General features: G+C 68.4%; 16 protein-coding genes. 9 read left to right on the plus strand and 7 right to left on the minus strand.

From position 1 onward, the window contains the following. The first annotated feature begins 690 nt into the window (after nucleotides 1-690). Nucleotides 691-2,565, plus strand: a complete 1,875-nt coding sequence (locus tag RALTA_RS10625; protein WP_012353430.1) for a DEAD/DEAH box helicase — start codon at nucleotides 691-693, stop codon at nucleotides 2,563-2,565. 83 nt (nucleotides 2,566-2,648) lie between these two features. On the opposite strand, the gene RALTA_RS10630 is transcribed toward RALTA_RS10625, so the two are convergent. Further along, nucleotides 2,649-3,905, minus strand: a complete 1,257-nt coding sequence (locus tag RALTA_RS10630; protein WP_041232167.1) for an SUMF1/EgtB/PvdO family nonheme iron enzyme — start codon at nucleotides 3,903-3,905, stop codon at nucleotides 2,649-2,651. Nucleotides 3,906-4,022: 117 nt separating this feature from the next. Beyond that, the gene (gene egtD / locus RALTA_RS10635; RefSeq protein ID WP_041232168.1) at nucleotides 4,023-5,117 is read right to left on the minus strand and encodes an L-histidine N(alpha)-methyltransferase; all 1,095 of its coding nucleotides are present in this window, start codon (nucleotides 5,115-5,117) and stop codon (nucleotides 4,023-4,025) included. 585 nt (nucleotides 5,118-5,702) lie between these two features. Between egtD and RALTA_RS10640 the strand changes: the two genes are divergently transcribed. The 3 genes from RALTA_RS10640 (at nucleotide 5,703) to RALTA_RS10650 (ending at nucleotide 7,843) form a co-directional block, all read left to right on the plus strand. Next, nucleotides 5,703-6,410, plus strand: a complete 708-nt coding sequence (locus RALTA_RS10640; protein WP_012353433.1) for a TerC family protein — start codon at nucleotides 5,703-5,705, stop codon at nucleotides 6,408-6,410. Nucleotides 6,411-6,551: 141 nt separating this feature from the next. Then, a complete protein-coding gene (locus RALTA_RS10645; protein WP_025585250.1) occupies nucleotides 6,552-7,346 on the plus strand; it encodes a thymidylate synthase in 795 nt (264 codons plus the stop codon). After that, nucleotides 7,343-7,843, plus strand: coding sequence for a dihydrofolate reductase (locus RALTA_RS10650; RefSeq protein WP_012353435.1), 501 nt, complete (start codon nucleotides 7,343-7,345; stop codon nucleotides 7,841-7,843). Before RALTA_RS10645 ends, RALTA_RS10650 begins: the two co-directional genes overlap by 4 nt. A gap of 61 nt (nucleotides 7,844-7,904) precedes the next feature. On the opposite strand, the gene pmbA is transcribed toward RALTA_RS10650, so the two are convergent. Next, on the minus strand, nucleotides 7,905-9,272 hold the full coding sequence (gene pmbA, locus RALTA_RS10655; protein WP_012353436.1) for a metalloprotease PmbA: 1,368 nt from the start codon (nucleotides 9,270-9,272) through the stop codon (nucleotides 7,905-7,907). A 58-nt stretch (nucleotides 9,273-9,330) separates the two neighbouring features. On the opposite strand from pmbA, the gene yjgA reads away from it, so the two are divergent. Together yjgA and mog are read left to right on the plus strand one after the other, a co-directional pair. Then, nucleotides 9,331-9,945 carry a ribosome biogenesis factor YjgA gene (gene yjgA / locus RALTA_RS10660; protein WP_277915475.1) on the plus strand — a complete coding sequence of 205 codons (615 nt, stop codon included), beginning with the start codon at nucleotides 9,331-9,333 and terminating at the stop codon, nucleotides 9,943-9,945. Continuing rightward, nucleotides 9,942-10,580 carry a molybdopterin adenylyltransferase gene (mog, locus tag RALTA_RS10665; protein ID WP_012353438.1) on the plus strand — a complete coding sequence of 213 codons (639 nt, stop codon included), beginning with the start codon at nucleotides 9,942-9,944 and terminating at the stop codon, nucleotides 10,578-10,580. The genes yjgA and mog overlap by 4 nt, the downstream gene beginning before the upstream one ends. 46 nt (nucleotides 10,581-10,626) lie before the next feature. Here the strand turns inward: mog and RALTA_RS10670 are convergent, their stop codons facing one another. Further along, nucleotides 10,627-11,508: an AEC family transporter gene (locus RALTA_RS10670; RefSeq protein ID WP_025585246.1), complete on the minus strand. Its 882-nt coding sequence runs from the start codon at nucleotides 11,506-11,508 to the stop codon at nucleotides 10,627-10,629. Between the two features lie 81 nt (nucleotides 11,509-11,589). Beyond that, a complete protein-coding gene (gene orn, locus RALTA_RS10675) occupies nucleotides 11,590-12,225 on the minus strand; it encodes an oligoribonuclease (RefSeq protein ID WP_012353440.1) in 636 nt (211 codons plus the stop codon). Between the two features lie 220 nt (nucleotides 12,226-12,445). Between orn and RALTA_RS10680 the strand changes: the two genes are divergently transcribed. From RALTA_RS10680 to RALTA_RS10690, 3 genes are read left to right on the plus strand one after another with little or no spacing between them, the layout of a single operon-like run. Further along, nucleotides 12,446-13,693 carry a M48 family metallopeptidase gene (locus RALTA_RS10680; RefSeq protein ID WP_012353441.1) on the plus strand — a complete coding sequence of 416 codons (1,248 nt, stop codon included), beginning with the start codon at nucleotides 12,446-12,448 and terminating at the stop codon, nucleotides 13,691-13,693. Further along, the gene (gene rsgA, locus RALTA_RS10685; RefSeq protein ID WP_012353442.1) at nucleotides 13,690-14,661 is read left to right on the plus strand and encodes a ribosome small subunit-dependent GTPase A; all 972 of its coding nucleotides are present in this window, start codon (nucleotides 13,690-13,692) and stop codon (nucleotides 14,659-14,661) included. The genes RALTA_RS10680 and rsgA overlap by 4 nt, the downstream gene beginning before the upstream one ends. A gap of 32 nt (nucleotides 14,662-14,693) precedes the next feature. Then, on the plus strand, nucleotides 14,694-14,999 hold the full coding sequence (locus RALTA_RS10690; protein ID WP_012353443.1) for a putative signal transducing protein: 306 nt from the start codon (nucleotides 14,694-14,696) through the stop codon (nucleotides 14,997-14,999). A gap of 10 nt (nucleotides 15,000-15,009) precedes the next feature. On the opposite strand, the gene RALTA_RS10695 is transcribed toward RALTA_RS10690, so the two are convergent. Further along, nucleotides 15,010-16,014, minus strand: a complete 1,005-nt coding sequence (locus RALTA_RS10695; protein WP_012353444.1) for a CobD/CbiB family protein — start codon at nucleotides 16,012-16,014, stop codon at nucleotides 15,010-15,012. Between the two features lie 191 nt (nucleotides 16,015-16,205). Continuing rightward, on the minus strand, nucleotides 16,206-16,904 hold the full coding sequence (locus tag RALTA_RS10700) for a pirin family protein (RefSeq protein ID WP_012353445.1): 699 nt from the start codon (nucleotides 16,902-16,904) through the stop codon (nucleotides 16,206-16,208). Between the last annotated feature and the right edge of the window lie 91 nt (nucleotides 16,905-16,995).

Consider the following 16,995-nt stretch of genomic DNA (forward strand, 5'->3'; position numbering starts at 1 on the left):
CAGGCTTCCCATGATTCCGCCCATGACGCGGACGCCCATCCGGACCACCCGGAGAGTCGCAGGAAGACTGGCGACTGGAGTCAATGACCGCATTGCTTGCCGCGAACAGCGTCCCAATGACGCTGCAGGAGGTCAAGCGGGAGCGTTTTCGTCCGCCCCGTGCGGGCATCCTGTGTGCTCGCGACTCCAGTATAGGCGGGGCGCACCCGCTTGCAACCAGCAGGCCAGCGCCCGGCACGCGGGTGACGAATCGCTGACATATCCGGTTACGTTTTCGCAGTGCAACAAAATTCTGGCACTCTGCTATAATCCGCGCCGTGAGTTTCGCAACTGTGAGATCCGCCAAGCGCCCGGCTTCCTGCCTGGGCGAATCCGCTGCCCTCCCAAGCTCTGTTTCCTCGCTGCCGGACGCCTCATCACCATGTGCCCCAGCCGCCCAGCAGAACGCACCGCTCACCTGACGTCGCCTCGTCTCCGATCCTGTTGAACAGCCTGAACTGAGCTGTTTGCCTGCCAGGGACATGGCCGGACCGCCCCGCGGTACCAGCCACCGCCCTGCCTGCCGCCGTACTGCCAGCTGTGTCTGTCGTAACGGCCTCACCGATTGGCGCCGAAGCCTTTTTAAGACTTTGCACTGCGCCCACCCCATTGTGCATTCCGGGGTGCCATGCATTTATTTGACCTTTCGACATGACCCAGCACGACATTCGTGCGGAGCAAGCTATTGCCTCCGCGACCGACGCTTCGATCACTTCCGACGCTGCCCAGAGCCCGCTCGACAAGCTCGACGCCCTGCTCAACCCCAGCCCGGCAGTGGAAGCCCCGGCCGCGGCAAGCGGTTTTGCCGCGCTCGGCCTCGACGCGGCCATCCTGCGCGCGCTCTCCGACCTGAACTACAACACGCCCACGCCGGTGCAGGCCCAGGCCATTCCGGCCTTCCTGGCCGGCCGCGACCTGCTGGTCTCGAGCCAGACCGGTTCGGGCAAGACCGCGGCGTTCATGCTGCCCGCGATCCAGCGCATCAGCGAAATGCCCGCGCCGCAGCGCGCCACCGAGCCGGCCAAGCGCATGAAGGGCAAGCGCCCCCGTCCGGCCCCGGCCCAGCCGGCGCTGCTGGTGCTGACGCCGACGCGCGAACTGGCGCTGCAGGTGACCGAGGCCGCCGCCAAGTACGGCCGCAACCTGCGCCGCATCGTCTGCGCCAGCATCCTGGGCGGCATGCCCTACCCCAAGCAGCTGGCCATGCTGGCCAAGATGCCTGACATCCTGGTAGCCACGCCGGGCCGCCTGCTCGACCATATCGATGCCGGCCGCATCGACCTGTCGGCGCTGCAGATGCTGGTGTTCGACGAAGCCGACCGCATGCTCGACATGGGCTTTGCCGACGACATCGACGCCATCGTCAACGCCACCCCGGCTTCCCGCCAGACGCTGATGTTCTCGGCCACGCTGGACGCGCGCATCGCCCAACTGGCGTCGCGCCAGCTGAAGGATCCGCAGCGCATCGAGATCGCCGCGGCCCGCGCCGACCAGAGCCATATCGAGCAGCGCCTGCACTTCACCGACGACATGTCGCACAAGGAGCGCCTGCTGGACCACCTGCTGCGCGACGCGTCGCTCAAGCAGGCGATCGTCTTCACCGCGACCAAGCGCGATGCCGATTCGCTGGCCGAGCGCCTGTCGGACACCGGCTTCTCGGCCGGCGCGCTGCACGGCGACATGACCCAGGGCGCGCGCAACCGCACCCTGACCGCGCTGCGCCGTGGCAACCTGCGCGTGCTGGTGGCCACCGACGTGGCCGCGCGCGGCATCGACGTGCCCGATATCACCCACGTGGTGAACTTCGACCTGCCCAAGCAGGCCGAGGACTACGTGCACCGCATCGGCCGTACCGGCCGCGCGGGCCGCTCGGGCATCGCCATCAACCTGGTCAACCACAACGACATGTTCCAGTGGCGCCGCATCGAGCGCTTCACCAACCAGCGTGTCGACGCGTCGGTGATCGAGGGCCTGGAGCCGCGCCGCGCGCCCAAGCCGCGCTCCGGCTTCGGCGGCAAGCCCGGCGGCGGCCGCAGTGATTTCCGCGGCAACGGCGGCGGCTACCGCGGCGGCGAGCGCAGCTTCGGCGACCGCAAGTTCGGCGGCGACAGCCGTACCGGCTTCGGCGAGCGCAAGTTCAGCGGCGAGAGCCGCGGCTTCGGCAACCGCACGGAAGGCGCGCGCCCGTTCGGCGACGACAACCGTGGCGGCTTCGGCAACCGTGAAGGCGGCTACCGTGGCCAGGGCGGCGGCTACCGCGGCGCCGGCGACGGTGCCCGTGGCTTCGGCAACCGCGACGGCGGCCGTCCGTTCGGCGACGATCCGCGCGGCGGCTTCGGCAACCGTGACGGCAACCGCGGCTTCGGCGAGAACCGCGGCAATGGCGGCGGCTACCGTGGCAATGGCGGCAACGGCGAAGGCCGCAGCTTCGGCAACCGCGACGGCAACCGCGGCTTTGGCGGTGGCTTCGGCGGAAACGCCGGCAACGGCAGCAACCGCAACAGCCGCTCGCGCTACGAGCGTTGAGCGCGCGGTGCGCTGAGCGCACCTGCCGCATGACAAAACAGGGCACCCGCGGGTGCCCTGTTTTTTTCTGGCTGGCGCCGTTGCTACATCGCGCAGGTGCGAAAGCCGATGAAGGACAGGTCGTCCTCGGGCAGCCGCGCCCAGCGCGCGCGGACATGGCGCAATCGCGCCGGGCTGGCGAACGACACGCCGCGCACCGCCTGGTGCGTGCCGAAGCGCCCCACCATCGCGCCGTCGGACGGCGCGGCGACAAAACCGCTGTACGGCTCGTACGGCGTCGCCGTCCACTCGCGCAGCGCGCCCCACTGCAGGCCCCGGTTCTGGGTCGCGGCGAGTTCCCACTCCGATTCCGCGGGCAGGCGCCGGCCGGCCCAGACACACCATGCCTGCGCCTCGTACAGCGTGACATGGCGCACCGCCTCGTCGGGATTGAGCGTGCGCTGCGTGCCGAAGCGCTCCAGCATCCAGGTGCGCGATTCCGGATGGCGCGACCAGTAGCGCGGCGCGGAGCGCTCCTGCGTCATCAGCCACTGCCGTCCCGCCGACGACCACCATGCCGGATGCTCGTAGCCACCGTCCTCGACGAACTCCAGGAACTGCGCGTTGCTGACCAGTGCCATATCGATTTCAAACGCCGGCACGTAGGTCGGCTGGGGCGGCAGCTCGTCGGGCCAGGCAAAGCCGTCGGCATCGCTCCAGCCGAGGGTGAAGCGCCCGCCCGGGAAATGCAGCGTGCCGCCATGTCCCGCGGCCGATGCGGCAGCCGCGCCGGCGCTCTCCGCGGGGGCCATGCCAAGCGCCTGCAGCAGCGCGGCCACGCCTTCGCCCTGCGCGTCTTCATGCAGCAGCGCGCGGCGGTACGGGTACAGGGTCAGGTCGGCGTCGTCGGGCAGCAATGCGATCCGGCGCAGCACGCCGTCGAGCACGTCGGCGGCATAGCGCTTGACCACGGCGACGTCGGGCAACGCGATCTCCCAGCGCTCGTGGGGCCCGATGCGATCGGGGTCGAACCATTCGTCGGCGCCGTCCAGCAGCGACGGCTCCGACGCCACCGGCACCGGCACGCCGCCACGGTCGACCTGGCGCACGCCGCGCAGGCACCACCACTCCGCATGCCAGGCGACGTGGCCGAGCGTCCACAGCGGCGGATCGGCATCGTACTGGCGCGGCACATCCCAGGCGCGGCGCGTCTGCCCGAACGGCGCCAGCCACGCCAGCGTGCGGCTGCGCGCGTCGACCAGTGCCTGCGCCAGCCCTTCGCGCGGCAGCCGGCGCGGGTCCGACCAGGTCGCCTTGCCGCCGGTGAAGTAAAGATCGGGAAGCATGGGAAAGCCGCTCATCGGGAAAGTCCGCGCAGGGGATGGGGTGGACAGACAGGAGTCCGGGCAAGCCGCGTCCGGGCGCGGCACGCCACGCCGGACTGCGGCCATTATGACACTACCCGTGCGGCAGGCTGGTCAGCCGCGCGCGTGGAACACCGCGAACCAGCCGCGCGGGTCGGACCAGTACACCGGGTCCTCGAAGCCGGCCGCTTCAAGCAGCAGCGCGAAGTCCTCCGGGCGGTACTTGTACGAATCCTCGGTATGGATGCGCTCGCCGGCGGCGAACTCGCGCGCGCCGCCGTCCCATTGCACGCGCACGTCGCGGCACGCCTGCAGGTGCATCTGGATGCGCGAGGCCTCGCGGTCGAAGCTGGCCTGGTGGCGCCAGTCGTCCAGCGCGAAATCGGTGCCGACGATGCGGTTCACGTTGCGCAGCACGTTGCGGTTGAACGCCGCGGTGACGCCCAGCGCATCGTCATAGGCCGATACCAGCGTGGCTTCGTCCTTGTGCAGGTCCACGCCGATCAGCACGCCGTCGCCGCGCCCGGCCGCGCCGCGCAGGCGCTGCAACAGCGCGAGCGCCTCCACCGGGGCAAAATTGCCGATGCTCGAGCCCGGATAGAAGAACAGGCGCCTGCCGCGCCTGACCTTGGCCGGCAGGTCGAACGGCGCGCACAGGTCTGCGCCCAGACCCAGCATGGGAATGTCGGGATGCTGCTGCTGCAGCGACGACAGCGTCGCGCGCAGGAACTCGACCGAGATATCGACCGCCACGTACTGCGCCGGGCGCAGGCTGCCGAACAGCCGCGCCGCCTTCTCGCAGTTGCCCGCGCCCAGGTCCACCAGCACGCAGCCGCTGCCGGCGCGCGCCGCGATGGCGGGTGCCGCGCTGGCAAAGATCGCAGCCTCGGTGCGGGTGGGGTAGTACTCGGGCAGGTCGGTGATGGCCTCGAACAGGCGCGAGCCCAGCACATCGTAGAAGAACTTGGGACTGATGGCCGCCTGCGCGGCGCGCAGGCCCGACAGTACCTGGTCGCGCAGCGCGCCGCTGTCTTCGCGGTACTGCTGCACGAACTCCGGTTGCGCAGGGCGCGGCGCGCGGCCACCGGCCAGCGCCACCAGCGCGGGCGGGGCCACGGCGTGGCCGTTATGGTGGTTCAGGGGCGGAAGAGGCGTCTGCGAGGCTTTATGGTGTGCGGGCGGGTTCGGCGGGTTCGGGACAGCCGGCATGTCGTTTTCCTTGTGTGGTCGCAAATGGGCACTGCTTCACTGCGTATTCCCCAAGGCCGCGCTGTGCATGTCGTGCGCGCCGGTCTCCGCAATGCGTGCCTGTGCTGTCCGCGGCGCATCGGTCGGAGCCGAACCTAAAGGATAGGCCGATCCGGCCGATCGCGCACCCCAATGCCGGAACGGGCGCGAAATCGTCGTCATCGCCGTCATCGCTGCCGGCGCAGCAGGGTGGCGGCACAGGCGGCATGACGCGACGACTACGGCACCTCAACGAACTTGAGTCAGTATCTTTCCTAATTCGGCATGTCCCTTGCAGTTCGTTTATAATCCCGCCCAACGCGGCCCTGAACGGCCGTGTCCCTCAAAGGGGAGTAGCTCCGGGGCCGATGCCCTTAGCACAATCGTCATTCCGGGACAGCAGTCCCCGGTTGTGCTGACTACCGGCGCGCATACCGCGCCAGTGGTCGAGCAAGACCTTTGCAACCTGGACTTCATGGTTTGCAAAGGCGCCCCCATGCTCCGTGCACGTGAATCCAGGCGAACCCAATGCGCGCGCTTGCGCTGATTCGTACCTGAGGAGAGTTCATGGAGTGGTTTACCGATCTGTTCACGATGCAATTCCTGACGGCGCTGCTGTCCATCGTCGTCATCGACCTGGTGCTGGCCGGGGACAATGCCATCGTGATCGCGCTGGCGGCACGCAACCTGCCGCCCCACCTGCAGAAGAAGGCCATTATCTGGGGTACCGTGGGTGCCGTGGTGGTCCGCTCGGCCATGACGATCGGCGTGGTCTGGCTGCTGAAGATTCCGGGCCTGATGCTGGTGGGCGGCCTGGCGCTGGTGTGGATTGCCTACAAGCTGCTGTCCGACGAAGGCGACGGCGACGAGCATGGCACCGGTGCCTCGACGCTGTGGGGCGCGATGAAGACCATCATCATCGCCGATGCGGTGATGGGCGTTGACAACGTGCTGGCCGTGGCCGGCGCCGCGCACGGCAGCTTCCTGCTGGTGGTGCTGGGCCTGCTGATCAGCATCCCCATCGTGGTGTGGGGCTCGAGCCTGGTGCTCAAGCTGATGGCCCGCTTCCCGGTCATCATCTACCTGGGCGCCGGCGTGCTGGCCTTCACGGCGGTCAAGATGATCGTGCACGAGCCGATGATCAAGGCGTTCTTCGAAGCCAACCCGGTGATCAACTGGGGCCTGTACGTGCTGATCGTCGGCGGCGTGCTGGGCGCCGGCTACCTGGTGCAGAAGCGCCGCGAGCAGCAGCAGGAGCCGGCTGGCAGCCACTAAGCCTGCCTCCGGCGCCAGGGCCCCGTGCCCTGGCCCTGCCGCAAAGGACGGGCCGCCCGGAGGGGCGGCCCGTCTTGCTTTAAAATGCCAGCTTTGCGGGCCCAGGCGCCCGCGCCACCTCTTCCATCCCGCCCCGCGCCGATGAAACAGTACCTCGACTTCATGCGCCATGTTTACGAGCATGGCACCGACAAGGCCGACCGCACCGGCACAGGCACGCGCTCGGTGTTCGGCTACCAGATGCGCTTCGACCTGCGCGAAGGCTTCCCGGTGGTCACCACCAAGAAGCTGCACCTGAAGTCGATCATCTATGAACTGCTGTGGTTCCTGCAGGGCTCGACCAACGTGCGCTGGCTGCAGGAGCACGGCGTCACGATCTGGGACGAGTGGGCCGACGAGCACGGCGAACTGGGCCCGGTCTACGGCTCGCAATGGCGCTCGTGGCCCGCGCCGGACGGCCGCCATATCGACCAGATCACCGAGCTGGTGGCGCAGATCCGCGCCAACCCGGATTCGCGCCGGCTGATCGTGTCGGCCTGGAACGTGGCCGACATCCCGCGCATGAAGCTGCCGCCCTGCCACGCGTTCTTCCAGTTCTACGTGGCCGACGGCCGGCTCTCGTGCCAGCTGTACCAGCGCAGCGCCGACATCTTCCTGGGGGTGCCGTTCAATATCGCCAGCTATGCGCTGCTGACCCACATGATGGCGCAGCAGACCGGGCTGGAAGTGGGCGACTTTATCTGGACCGGCGGCGACTGCCACCTGTACAACAACCATTTCGAGCAGGTGCAGACGCAGCTGGCGCGCGAGCCGCTGGCGCTGCCGCAACTGAAGATCCTGCGCCGGCCCGACAGCATCTTCGACTACCGCTACGAAGACTTCGAACTGGCCGGCTACCAGTCGCATCCCGCCATCAAGGCACCGGTGGCCGTATGACGCTGCTGACCCTGGTTGTAGCCCGCGCCCGCAACGGCACCATCGGCCGCGACAACACGCTGCCGTGGCGCCTGCCCGAAGACCTGGCGCACTTCAAGCGCACCACCATGGGCGCGCCCGTGATCATGGGGCGCAAGACCTGGGATTCGATCGGCCGCCCGCTGCCGGGGCGCCGCAATATCGTGGTCAGCCGCAACCCCGACCTGCGCCTCGAGGGCGCCGAGGTGGCACCGTCGCTGGAAGACGCCCAGCGCCTGTGCGTGGGCGCCGAGCAGATCTTCCTGATCGGCGGCGCACAGTTGTATGCCGAAGCCATGCCGAGCGCGGACCGGCTGGTGGTGACCGAGATCGATGCGGACGTGGAGGGCGACGCGTTTTTCCCCGAGATCGACCGCACCCAGTGGATCGAAACCGCGCGCGAGACCCATCATTCGGCAGCGAACGGCTTCGACTACGCCTTCGTCACGTACGAGCGGCCGCCTTCGCAAGAATCGTGAGCGGCGCATGAAATAAAAAAAGCGGGCTTTGGCCCGCTTTTTTTCTGGGAGCCGATGCCGCTCAGTTCCCCGCGATCGTCATCTGTTCGAGCAGGATCGAGCCGGTTTCCTTGGTGCCGCGCACCAGCGCATCGGCGCCGATCGCGACGATCTGCTTGAACATCTCCGCCATGTTGCCGGCGATGGTGATTTCCTCGACCGGGTACTGGATCACGCCGTTCTCGACCCAGTAGCCCGATGCGCCGCGCGAATAGTCGCCGGTCACGTAATTGACGCCCTGCCCCATCAGTTCGGTCACCAGCAGGCCAGTGCCCAGCTTGCGCAGCATGGCCGGGAAATCGTCACCGGGCTGGGTCAGGCTGCTCGACAGCGTCAGGTTGTGCGAGCCGCCGGCATTGCCGGTGGTCTGCATGCCGAGCTTGCGCGCCGAATAGGTGGAGAGGAAATAGCCCTGCACCACGCCATCCTTGACCACGTCGCGCTCGCGCGTGCGTACGCCCTCTTCGTCGAACGGGGCGCTGCCCATGGCACCCGGCACATGCGGCTGTTCATGGATCTGGACATGCGGGGCGAACACGGTCTGGCCCAGCGAATCGCACAGGAAGGTGGACTTGCGGTACAGCGCCCCGCCCGAGACGGCCTGCACGAAGGCGCCCAGCAGCCCCGCGGCCAGCGGCGCCTCGAACAGCACCGGGCAGCGGCGCGTGGTCAGCTTGCGCGCCTGCAGCCGCGCCAGCGCGCGCTCGGCGGCGTAGCGGCCGATGTCCTCGGGCGCGGCCAGCGCCAGCGGCGAGCGCTTGGACGAATACCAGTCGTCGCGCTGCATGCCGCTGCCGCTGCCGGCGATCGGCGCGCACGAGATGAAATGGCGCGAATACGGATAGCCGCCGCTGAAGCCGCGCGTGGTCGCCAGCACGAACTGCGAATGCTGGGCCGAGACGCTGGCGCCGTCGCTGTTGCGGATGCGCGGCGATACCGCGAAGGCGGCGGCCTCGGCGCGGGTGGCGATGTCGATCGCGGCTTCGGCGTCGAGCGCCCACGGGTGGAACAGGTCCAGGTCCTGCGGCGCGCGCTCCAGCAGTTCCTCTTCGGCCAGGCCGGCGCAGTCATCCTCGGCGGTGAAGCGGGCGATGTTGTAGGCCGCCTCGGCAGTGGCGCGCAGCGCGGCCGGCGAGAAGTCCGAGGTGCTGGCGTTGCCGCGGCGCTTGCCGATCATCACCGTGACCCCGACCACCTTGTCGCGGTTCTGCTCGATGGTCTCGACCTGGCCCTTGCGCACCGACACCGACAGGCCGCTGCCTTCGGAGATCTCGGTGGCGGCGTCGGTCGCCCCCAGCTCGCGTGCCACCCGCAGCACATCGGCGGCCATCTCGCTGAGCTGGGCCTGGGTGTAGGTGAAATGCGCGGTCTGTTCGGCGATCTGGTCCATGCTGGGCGGGTGTCATCAAAAGTCCAAGCGGCAATCATAGCAAGATAAAATGCCGGGCATGACGCGAAATTCCCGTAACTCCCAAGGCGCGCGCTTTCCCGGAGGCTTTGCCCCCGAGCCGGAAGACGACGAACCGAAAAGCAAGTCGCAGCGCAAGCGCGACATGACCGCCCTGCAAGACCTTGGCGCAGAACTCGAGGCGCTGGCCAAGGACCGCCTGGCACGCGTGCCGATGCCCGAGGCGCTCGCCGATGCCATCCATCAGGCGCGCCGCATCACCAGCCACGAAGGCAAGCGCCGCCAGATGCAGTACGTCGGCAAGATCATGCGCGGCCTCGAGGATGAAGAGGTCGAGGTGATCCGGCAAGCGCTGGAAGGCTTCAAGGGCACCAGCAAGGCCGAAACCGCCCGCATGCATCTGATCGAGCGCTGGCGCGAGCTGCTGCTGGCCGAAGACGCGGCGCTGACGCGCTTCCTCGGCGAGCATCCCGGCATCGACGTGCAGGCGCTGCGCAACACCATCCGCAACGCGCGCAAGGAAAAAGAGCTGGGCAAGCCCCCGCGCTATTTCCGCGAGCTGTTCCAGGCGATCAAGACGGCGCTGGACCTGAAGGACGGCAAGGGCCGCGCCGCCGAGGAAACAAACCCCGACCATCCGGAGCCCGAGGCATGACCCAGACCACCCAGCCGGTTGTCCGCCACCATCCCGACGAACTCGTCGTCGGCTTCGTTTCGATCTCGGACCGCGCCTCGGCCGGCACCTACCAGGACGAGGGCATCCCGGCGCTGCGCGAGTGGTTCGGGCGCACGCTGACCTCGCCCTGGCAGGCGGTGGAGCGGCTGATCCCCGACGAGCCGGCGCAGATCTCGCGCACGCTGATCGAGCTGGTCGACGTGGCCGGCTGCGACCTGGTGCTGACCACCGGCGGCACCGGCCCCGCGCGCCGCGACGTGACGCCCGAGGCCACGCTGGCCGTGGGCACCAAGGAGATGCCGGGCTTTGGCGAGCAGATGCGCCAGGTCAGCCTGCATTTCGTGCCGACCGCGATCCTGTCGCGCCAGGTGGCGGTGATCCGCGAGACCGCCAGCCGCGCCGCGCTGATCATCAACCTGCCCGGCCAGCCGCGCGCGATCCGCGAAACGCTGGAAGGCCTGCGTGACGCCGACGGCAAGCCGGTGGTGCAAGGCATCTTTGCCGCGGTGCCGTATTGCATCGACCTGATCGGTGGCCCCTACATGGAAACCGACGAGGCCATCGTCAAGGCCTGGCGTCCCAAGAACGCCGTGCGGGCCAAGCCCGCGGCCTGACGGACAACTCCATGCCCGCCGGCAAGCGCCGCGCGGGCCTGCCGCCTCAGCGCAAGCCCAGGTACAGCCCCACCGGCACGAACGCCACCGCGGCGATATTGCCCAGCAGCACGATCGACGCCACCTGGTCCGGCTCCTGCCGGAAATGGTCCGCCACCAGGAAATTCAGCACCGCCGGCGGCAACGCCGCGAACACGAACAGCAGGCCGCGCTGCAGTTCGGTCAGCGGCACCCAGTGCGCCAGCCCCAGCGCCACGGCGATGCCCGTCAGCGGACACACCGCCGCGCCAACCAGCCCCATGCCCCAGTTGCGCAGGCTCACGTCCTTCATGCGCACGCCCAGCGCAAACAGCATCAGCGGCACGGTGGCATCGCCCAGCAGCTTGACCGACTGGTAGACCGGGTCCGGCAGCGTGAACCACGGCCGCGCCAGCGCCAGCGCCACGCCCGCCACGGTTGCCAGCACCATGGGGTTGCGTGCGATCTGCGCCAGCGACGCATGCCGGTTGACGATCTTCATGCCGATGGTGAAGTGCATCAGGTTCGACGCCGCGAACAGCGCCACGGCGGGCGCCAGCCCGGCCGGGCCGAAGGCGAACACGGACAGCGGCAAGCCCATATTGCCGCAGTTGTTGAACATCATCGGCGGCACGAAGGTGCGCGGATCGACCTTCATCCACCGCGCCAGCCCCCACGCCAGCACCCCCGAGCCCAGCACCACCGCCACCGCGCAACCCAGCAGCACCAGCTGGTCGGCCAGCACGAAGTCCTTGCTGACGAAGGCCGACACCACCAGCAGCGGCGCGATCACGTCCAGCGTGGCGCGGTTGATGCCCGCCATGTCCGGATGGGCCTTGCGCCCGTACAGCCACCCGACCAGGATGATCAGGATGACCGGCGTGATGATGGAGACGATGCGCTCGAACATGGGCAGGCGAACGGGCAACGCGCCGCCAGCAAGGGAAGGCGCGCCGGGAATGGTGGAGTGCTTGCGGGAGCCGCGCTCCGCTTATTGCGCCGGCGTGCCGGGGGCCGGGGCCTCGGGGGAGGCGGCGGAAGGGGTCGCGCCGGGCGCGGCGTGGCGGATAAAGTGCGTGCGGTAGTAGCGCAGCTCTTCGACCGACTCCAGGATGTCGGCCAGCGCCGTGTGCAGCTGGCGCTTGACGAAGCCCTTGTGGATGGCCGGCTCCCAGCGCTTGCACAGTTCCTTGAGCGTGGACACGTCCAGGTTGCGGTAGTGGAAGAACGCTTCCAGCTTGGGCATGTAGCGCGCCATGAAGCGGCGGTCCTGGCAGATCGAGTTGCCGCACATCGGCGACTTGCCCGCCGGCACCCAGCGCTTGAGGAAGGCAAGCAGCTCGGCCTCGGCCTGCTCTTCGGTCAGGGTCGAGGCCTTGACCTTGTCGATCAGGCCCGAGCGGCCGTGGGTGCCCTTGTTCCAGTTGTCCATGCCGTCGAGCACGGCATCGCTCTGGTGGATCACCAGCACCGGGCCTTCGGCCAGGATATTGAGCTCGGAGTCGGTAATCACCACCGCCACTTCGATGATGCGGTCGGTATCCGGCTGCAGGCCGGTCATTTCCATGTCCAGCCAGATCAGGTTGTTTTCGCTTTTGACGGATTTGGCGGCGGCTTGGCTTGTCATCGGGACTGCGGCAGAGAGAGATTTTGGGAAAAGCGGCCACGGCGGGGCCGGGCACGAACAATTTATAATTCTCGCATATCCGTCCGGGACGGCTGCCTGCGCACCAGCGCGGCGCCGTTTCCGGAATTCCCGGACCGCTGCCTGCCCACCCCGCGGGACGGTCCCCACGGGCACTCGTCGACTGCAACGGCGGGCGCCCGCACCCACAAGGCGCTTGCCGATGTTCACGATTGTCTTTCTCGCCGCCCTGGTGCTGATGGTGCTGACCAAGCTGTGGCTGGCCGCGCGCCAGGTGCGCCATGTCGCGCAGCACCGCCATGCCGTGCCGGCGCGCTTTGCCGACACCATCAGCCTGGCCTCGCACCAGAAGGCCGCCGACTACACCATCGCGCGCACGCGGCTGTCGATGCTGGAGGTGCTGGCCGGCGCCGCGGTGCTAATCGCCTTCACCATGCTGGGCGGGTTGCAGTGGCTCAACCAGTTCTGGCTGGGTGTGTTCGGCCCTGGCTATGCCTACGGCGTGGCGCTGGTCGCCAGCGTGGCGCTGATCGGCGGACTGGTCGACCTGCCGTTCTCGCTGTATGGCCAGTTCGGCATCGAGCAGCGCTTCGGCTTCAACAAGATGACGTTCGGGCTGTGGCTGGCCGACCTGGTCAAGATGCTGCTGGTGGCCAGCGCGCTGGGCCTGCCGCTGCTGCTGGCGGTGCTGTGGCTGATGGATCGCGCCGGCTCGCTGTGGTGGGTGTGGACCTGGCTGGTGTGGATGGCGTTCAACCTGTTCCTGCTGGTGGTGTTCCCCACCTTTATCGCGCCGCTGTTCAACAAGTTCGAGCCGCTCGACGACGCGTCGCTGCGCCAGCGCATCGAGAGCCTGATGCAGCGCTGCGGCTTTGCCAGCAAGGGGCTGTTCGTGATGGACGGCAGCAAGCGCAGTGCGCACGGCAATGCGTACTTCACCGGCTTCGGCGCCGCCAAGCGCATCGTCTTCTTCGACACGCTGCTGTCGCGCCTGTCGGGCGACGAGATCGAGGCGGTGCTGGCGCACGAGCTGGGCCACTTCAAGCGCCGTCACGTGGCCAAGCGCATCGCCGTGACCTTCGCGCTGAGCCTGGTGTTCCTGGCACTGCTGGGCTGGCTGGCGACGCGCAGCTGGTTCTACACCGGGCTGGGGGTGGCGCCCAACCTGGGCGTGTCCAACAGCGCGCTGGCGCTGGTGCTGTTCTTCCTGACGCTGCCGGTCTTCACCTTCCTGCTGGGGCCGCTGTCGAGCCAGTCGTCGCGCCGCCATGAATTCGAGGCCGATGCCTTCGCCGCCGACCAGACCGATGCCGGCCACCTGGTGTCGGCGCTGGTGAAGCTGTACAAGGACAACGCCTCCACGCTGACGCCCGACCCGCTCTACAGCGCCTTCTACTACTCGCATCCGCCCGCGGCACAGCGGATCGACCGCCTGCTGGCGCACGCATGAGCCGCGCCACGCGTCACCGCAACGCCGGCGGCGGCACCCACGCCGGCACCCTCACCGAATCCGCGCTGATCGTCGCCGCCCATGGCCGCCACTACGTGGTCGAGCTGGCGGACGGCGCGCGCATGCACGCCTTCCCGCGCGGCAAGAAAAGCGACTGCGCGGTGGGCGACCACGTCAGCGTAGAACGCGCCGCCGCCGACCAGTGCGTGATCACCGGGGTCGCGCCGCGCAAGAACCTGCTGCACCGCTCGGACCAGTTCAAGTCCAAGCTGCTGGCCGCCAACATCGACCAGGTCATCATCGTGCTGGCCACCGAGCCCGGCTTTTCCGAAGACCTGCTCGGGCGCGCGCTGGTCTCGGCCGAGGCGCTCGGGATCCGGCCGCTGGTGGTGCTCAACAAGACCGACCTGCCCGAACGCCTGGAAGAGGCGCGCGGCCGCCTGGCGCTGTACCGCGGGCTAGGCTACGAGACGCTTGAGCTGTCGGTGCGCGCCGACCCGGCGCAGGCACTGGCCGCGCTGCAACCGCGCGTGGCGGGACTGGCGAGCATCCTGATCGGGCAATCGGGCATGGGCAAGTCCTCGCTGCTGAACCTGCTGATCCCCGGCGTCGACGCACAGACGCGCGAGATCTCGGCCAAGCTGGATTCCGGCAAGCACACCACCACCTTCACCCGGCTCTACCACCTGCCGCAGGACTGGGGTACCGTTGATGGCCGCCAGGGGGCGCTGATTGATTCGCCCGGGTTCCAGGAATTCGGCCTTTACCATCTCAGCGAAGGGATGCTGGAACGCGCCTTCCCCGAGTTCCGCCCGCTGCTGACGGCGTGCCGCTTCTACAACTGCCATCACGTCAACGAGCCCGGCTGTGGCGTGCTGGCGGCGGTGGCATCGGGTGATATCTCGGAACGCCGGCACCAGCTTTACACGCAGCTGCTGCACGAATCCAGCCAGCAGAAGCCGTGGTAAGGTAAGCGCACCTGGGTTCCCGGTGCGCTGTCATGAAACTGCTGCTGTCCGCCACGTCGCTCGTCCACGCCGCCCATTGCCGCAACGTGCTGCGCGCGGCCGGCATCCGGGCGGAGCTGCGCAATACCTGGCTGGCCGGCGCGACCGGCGAGATCCCGTTCCGCGAGAGCGCGCCGCAGGTGTGGCTGGTGGACGACGAGATGGAGGCACAGGCGTGGGCGGTGCTCAATGCCGCGGCCAACCCCGTGCCGGGGCCCAACTGGCAATGCGACCGTTGCGGCGAATGGCACGAGGCGCAGTTCGGCGCATGCTGGCGCTGCGGCGCGGCGCGCGACTAACCTGACTTGCTCAACCCACCCACAGCGCCAGCGACACCATCGCCAGCAGCAGCATCCACAACACCACCGCGCGCCACACCAGCCCCACCGCCGACTGCAGCGTGCGCACGCCGGGCTCGGTGCCGAACTCGGGCGGCGCCGGTTCCGGGCCGCCGTTGGCGCCGTCGGCATCTTCCATGCCGGGCGCATAGTCCACCGCCGGGCCAGCCACGCTGGTGCGCAGCACCACCGTGGAATCGTCCTCGGCCAGCGGCGTGCCCAGCCGCACGCCCAAAGCCCCGCCTCCGCTCGCCAGCAGGATGCCGTTGACGGCATCGTTCCACTTGCGCGCATGGTTGCGCCAGGCGTAGACCGCGTCCTCGAAGTTGCCGACGATGGCAAAGCCGATCGAGGTCAGCCGCGACGGGATCCAGTCCAGCAGGTAGAAGGCGCGCGCGGCGAAACGGCCCAGCGCGGGGCTGCGCTCGGTCGACGGCAGGTTCCAGTGCCGGCCCAGGTATTCGGCCGTGCGGTACAGCACCACGCCGCCGGGGCCGACCGGCACCAGGAACCAGAAGAACACGCCGAACACGTGCCGGTGCACGGCGATGATCGCCGCTTCCAGCGTATGCCGCACGATTTCGGACACCGGCATCTCGACGGTGTCGAGCCCGGTCCACTCGTGCAGCAGCGTGCGCGCGGTATGGACGTCGTCGCGGTTGAGCGCCTCGTGGATATCGGTGAAGTAGTGGCTGAACTGGCGGAAGCCCAGCGTCATGTACAGCACCAGCACATTCCACGCGAGCGTCAGCGCCACGCTGATCGACGCCAACAGGTAGTGCACCACGATCACCGCCAGGGTCAGCGGCAGCACCACGGTCAGCCACGCCAGCGCGGCGTCGCGCGGGCGGCCGGTGTCGAAGGCGTGCTCGGCGCGGTCGCCGAGGGCGCGCACGATCTCGTAGATCGGGTTGTTGCGGCCCAGGGCGCGGAACTGCTCGGCAATTAGCGCCAGGAGAATGGAAACAAAGGTCATCTTGGTACGGGGTGTTCCAAGGGCACGCCGGCCCCTGCTGGCTGCCGGCGCGGGCTCGCCGGCGAAGTGCCGGCACAGGCGCAATGCATAGCGAGAAGATAGCACAGCGCTACGCACGGGCACCCCGGTGCACCGCCCAAAAGCAAAAGCCCGCCATGGGGCGGGCTCTCGCATCGGGCCGTGGAACGCGGTCAGGGCAGGTCGAACACCAGCACTTCGGCGCCATCGCCGCCGGACAGCGCGACCTCGGCCACCTCTTCCAGCCGGGCCGCGTCGCCGGCCTCCAGCGCCTTGCCGTTGACCGTCACCCGCCCGCGCGCCACGTGGACATAGGCGCGGCGTCCCGGCGCCAGCGCCAGCGTGGCAGCCTCGTCGCCGTCGAACAGGCCGGCATAGAGCCGGATGTCCTGGTGCACCAGCACCGAGCCATCGGCACCGTCGGCACTGGCCACCAGGCGCAGCTTGCCGCGCTTGTCGGCCGCCTCGAAGTGCTTTTCCTCGTAGCCGGGATCGATGCCGTTCTCGGCCGGCATGATCCAGATCTGCAGGAAGTGCGTGGTGTCGTGCGCGGCATGGTTGTACTCCGAATGCCGCACGCCGGTGCCGGCGCTCATGCGCTGCACGTCGCCCGGGCGGATGACGCTGCCGTTGCCCATGCTGTCCTTGTGCGCCAGCTCGCCTTCCAGCACGTAGCTGATGATTTCCATGTCGCGGTGGCCATGGGTGCCAAAGCCCATGCCCGGCGCGACGCGGTCTTCATTGATCACGCGCAGCGGCCCGAACTGCACATGCTGAGGGTCGTAATAGTCGGCGAACGAGAACGAATGATAGGACTTCAGCCAGCCGTGATCGGCGTACCCACGCTCTGCAGACTTTCTGATTTCAATCATTTTGATGGCCCTCCTTGAGCCTTTTCGCCGACAGCACTGTCTGGAGAACCGTGTGGCGGCATACGTTTTCGCTTTGGATGCTAGGCAGTTT

The sequence above is a fragment of the Cupriavidus taiwanensis LMG 19424 genome (genome assembly GCF_000069785.1).
Lineage (GTDB): Bacteria > Pseudomonadota > Gammaproteobacteria > Burkholderiales > Burkholderiaceae > Cupriavidus > Cupriavidus taiwanensis.

What these genes read in the sequence shown, in the direction of transcription:
- RALTA_RS10670 (WP_025585246.1), bottom strand. Translation starts at nt 11,508, where the DNA reads ATGTTCGAGCGCATCGTCTCCATCATCACGCCGGTCATCCTGATCATC.
- RALTA_RS10680 (WP_012353441.1), top strand. Translation starts at nt 12,446, where the DNA reads ATGTTCACGATTGTCTTTCTCGCCGCCCTGGTGCTGATGGTGCTGACC.
- RALTA_RS10700 (WP_012353445.1), bottom strand. Translation starts at nt 16,904, where the DNA reads ATGATTGAAATCAGAAAGTCTGCAGAGCGTGGGTACGCCGATCACGGC.
- RALTA_RS10695 (WP_012353444.1), bottom strand. Translation starts at nt 16,014, where the DNA reads ATGACCTTTGTTTCCATTCTCCTGGCGCTAATTGCCGAGCAGTTCCGC.
- RALTA_RS10645 (WP_025585250.1), top strand. Translation starts at nt 6,552, where the DNA reads ATGAAACAGTACCTCGACTTCATGCGCCATGTTTACGAGCATGGCACC.
- RALTA_RS10690 (WP_012353443.1), top strand. Translation starts at nt 14,694, where the DNA reads ATGAAACTGCTGCTGTCCGCCACGTCGCTCGTCCACGCCGCCCATTGC.
- mog (WP_012353438.1), top strand. Translation starts at nt 9,942, where the DNA reads ATGACCCAGACCACCCAGCCGGTTGTCCGCCACCATCCCGACGAACTC.
- egtD (WP_041232168.1), bottom strand. Translation starts at nt 5,117, where the DNA reads ATGCCGGCTGTCCCGAACCCGCCGAACCCGCCCGCACACCATAAAGCC.
- yjgA (WP_277915475.1), top strand. Translation starts at nt 9,331, where the DNA reads ATGACGCGAAATTCCCGTAACTCCCAAGGCGCGCGCTTTCCCGGAGGC.
- RALTA_RS10650 (WP_012353435.1), top strand. Translation starts at nt 7,343, where the DNA reads ATGACGCTGCTGACCCTGGTTGTAGCCCGCGCCCGCAACGGCACCATC.
- orn (WP_012353440.1), bottom strand. Translation starts at nt 12,225, where the DNA reads ATGACAAGCCAAGCCGCCGCCAAATCCGTCAAAAGCGAAAACAACCTG.
- RALTA_RS10630 (WP_041232167.1), bottom strand. Translation starts at nt 3,905, where the DNA reads ATGAGCGGCTTTCCCATGCTTCCCGATCTTTACTTCACCGGCGGCAAG.
- RALTA_RS10625 (WP_012353430.1), top strand. Translation starts at nt 691, where the DNA reads ATGACCCAGCACGACATTCGTGCGGAGCAAGCTATTGCCTCCGCGACC.
- RALTA_RS10640 (WP_012353433.1), top strand. Translation starts at nt 5,703, where the DNA reads ATGGAGTGGTTTACCGATCTGTTCACGATGCAATTCCTGACGGCGCTG.
- pmbA (WP_012353436.1), bottom strand. Translation starts at nt 9,272, where the DNA reads ATGGACCAGATCGCCGAACAGACCGCGCATTTCACCTACACCCAGGCC.
- rsgA (WP_012353442.1), top strand. Translation starts at nt 13,690, where the DNA reads ATGAGCCGCGCCACGCGTCACCGCAACGCCGGCGGCGGCACCCACGCC.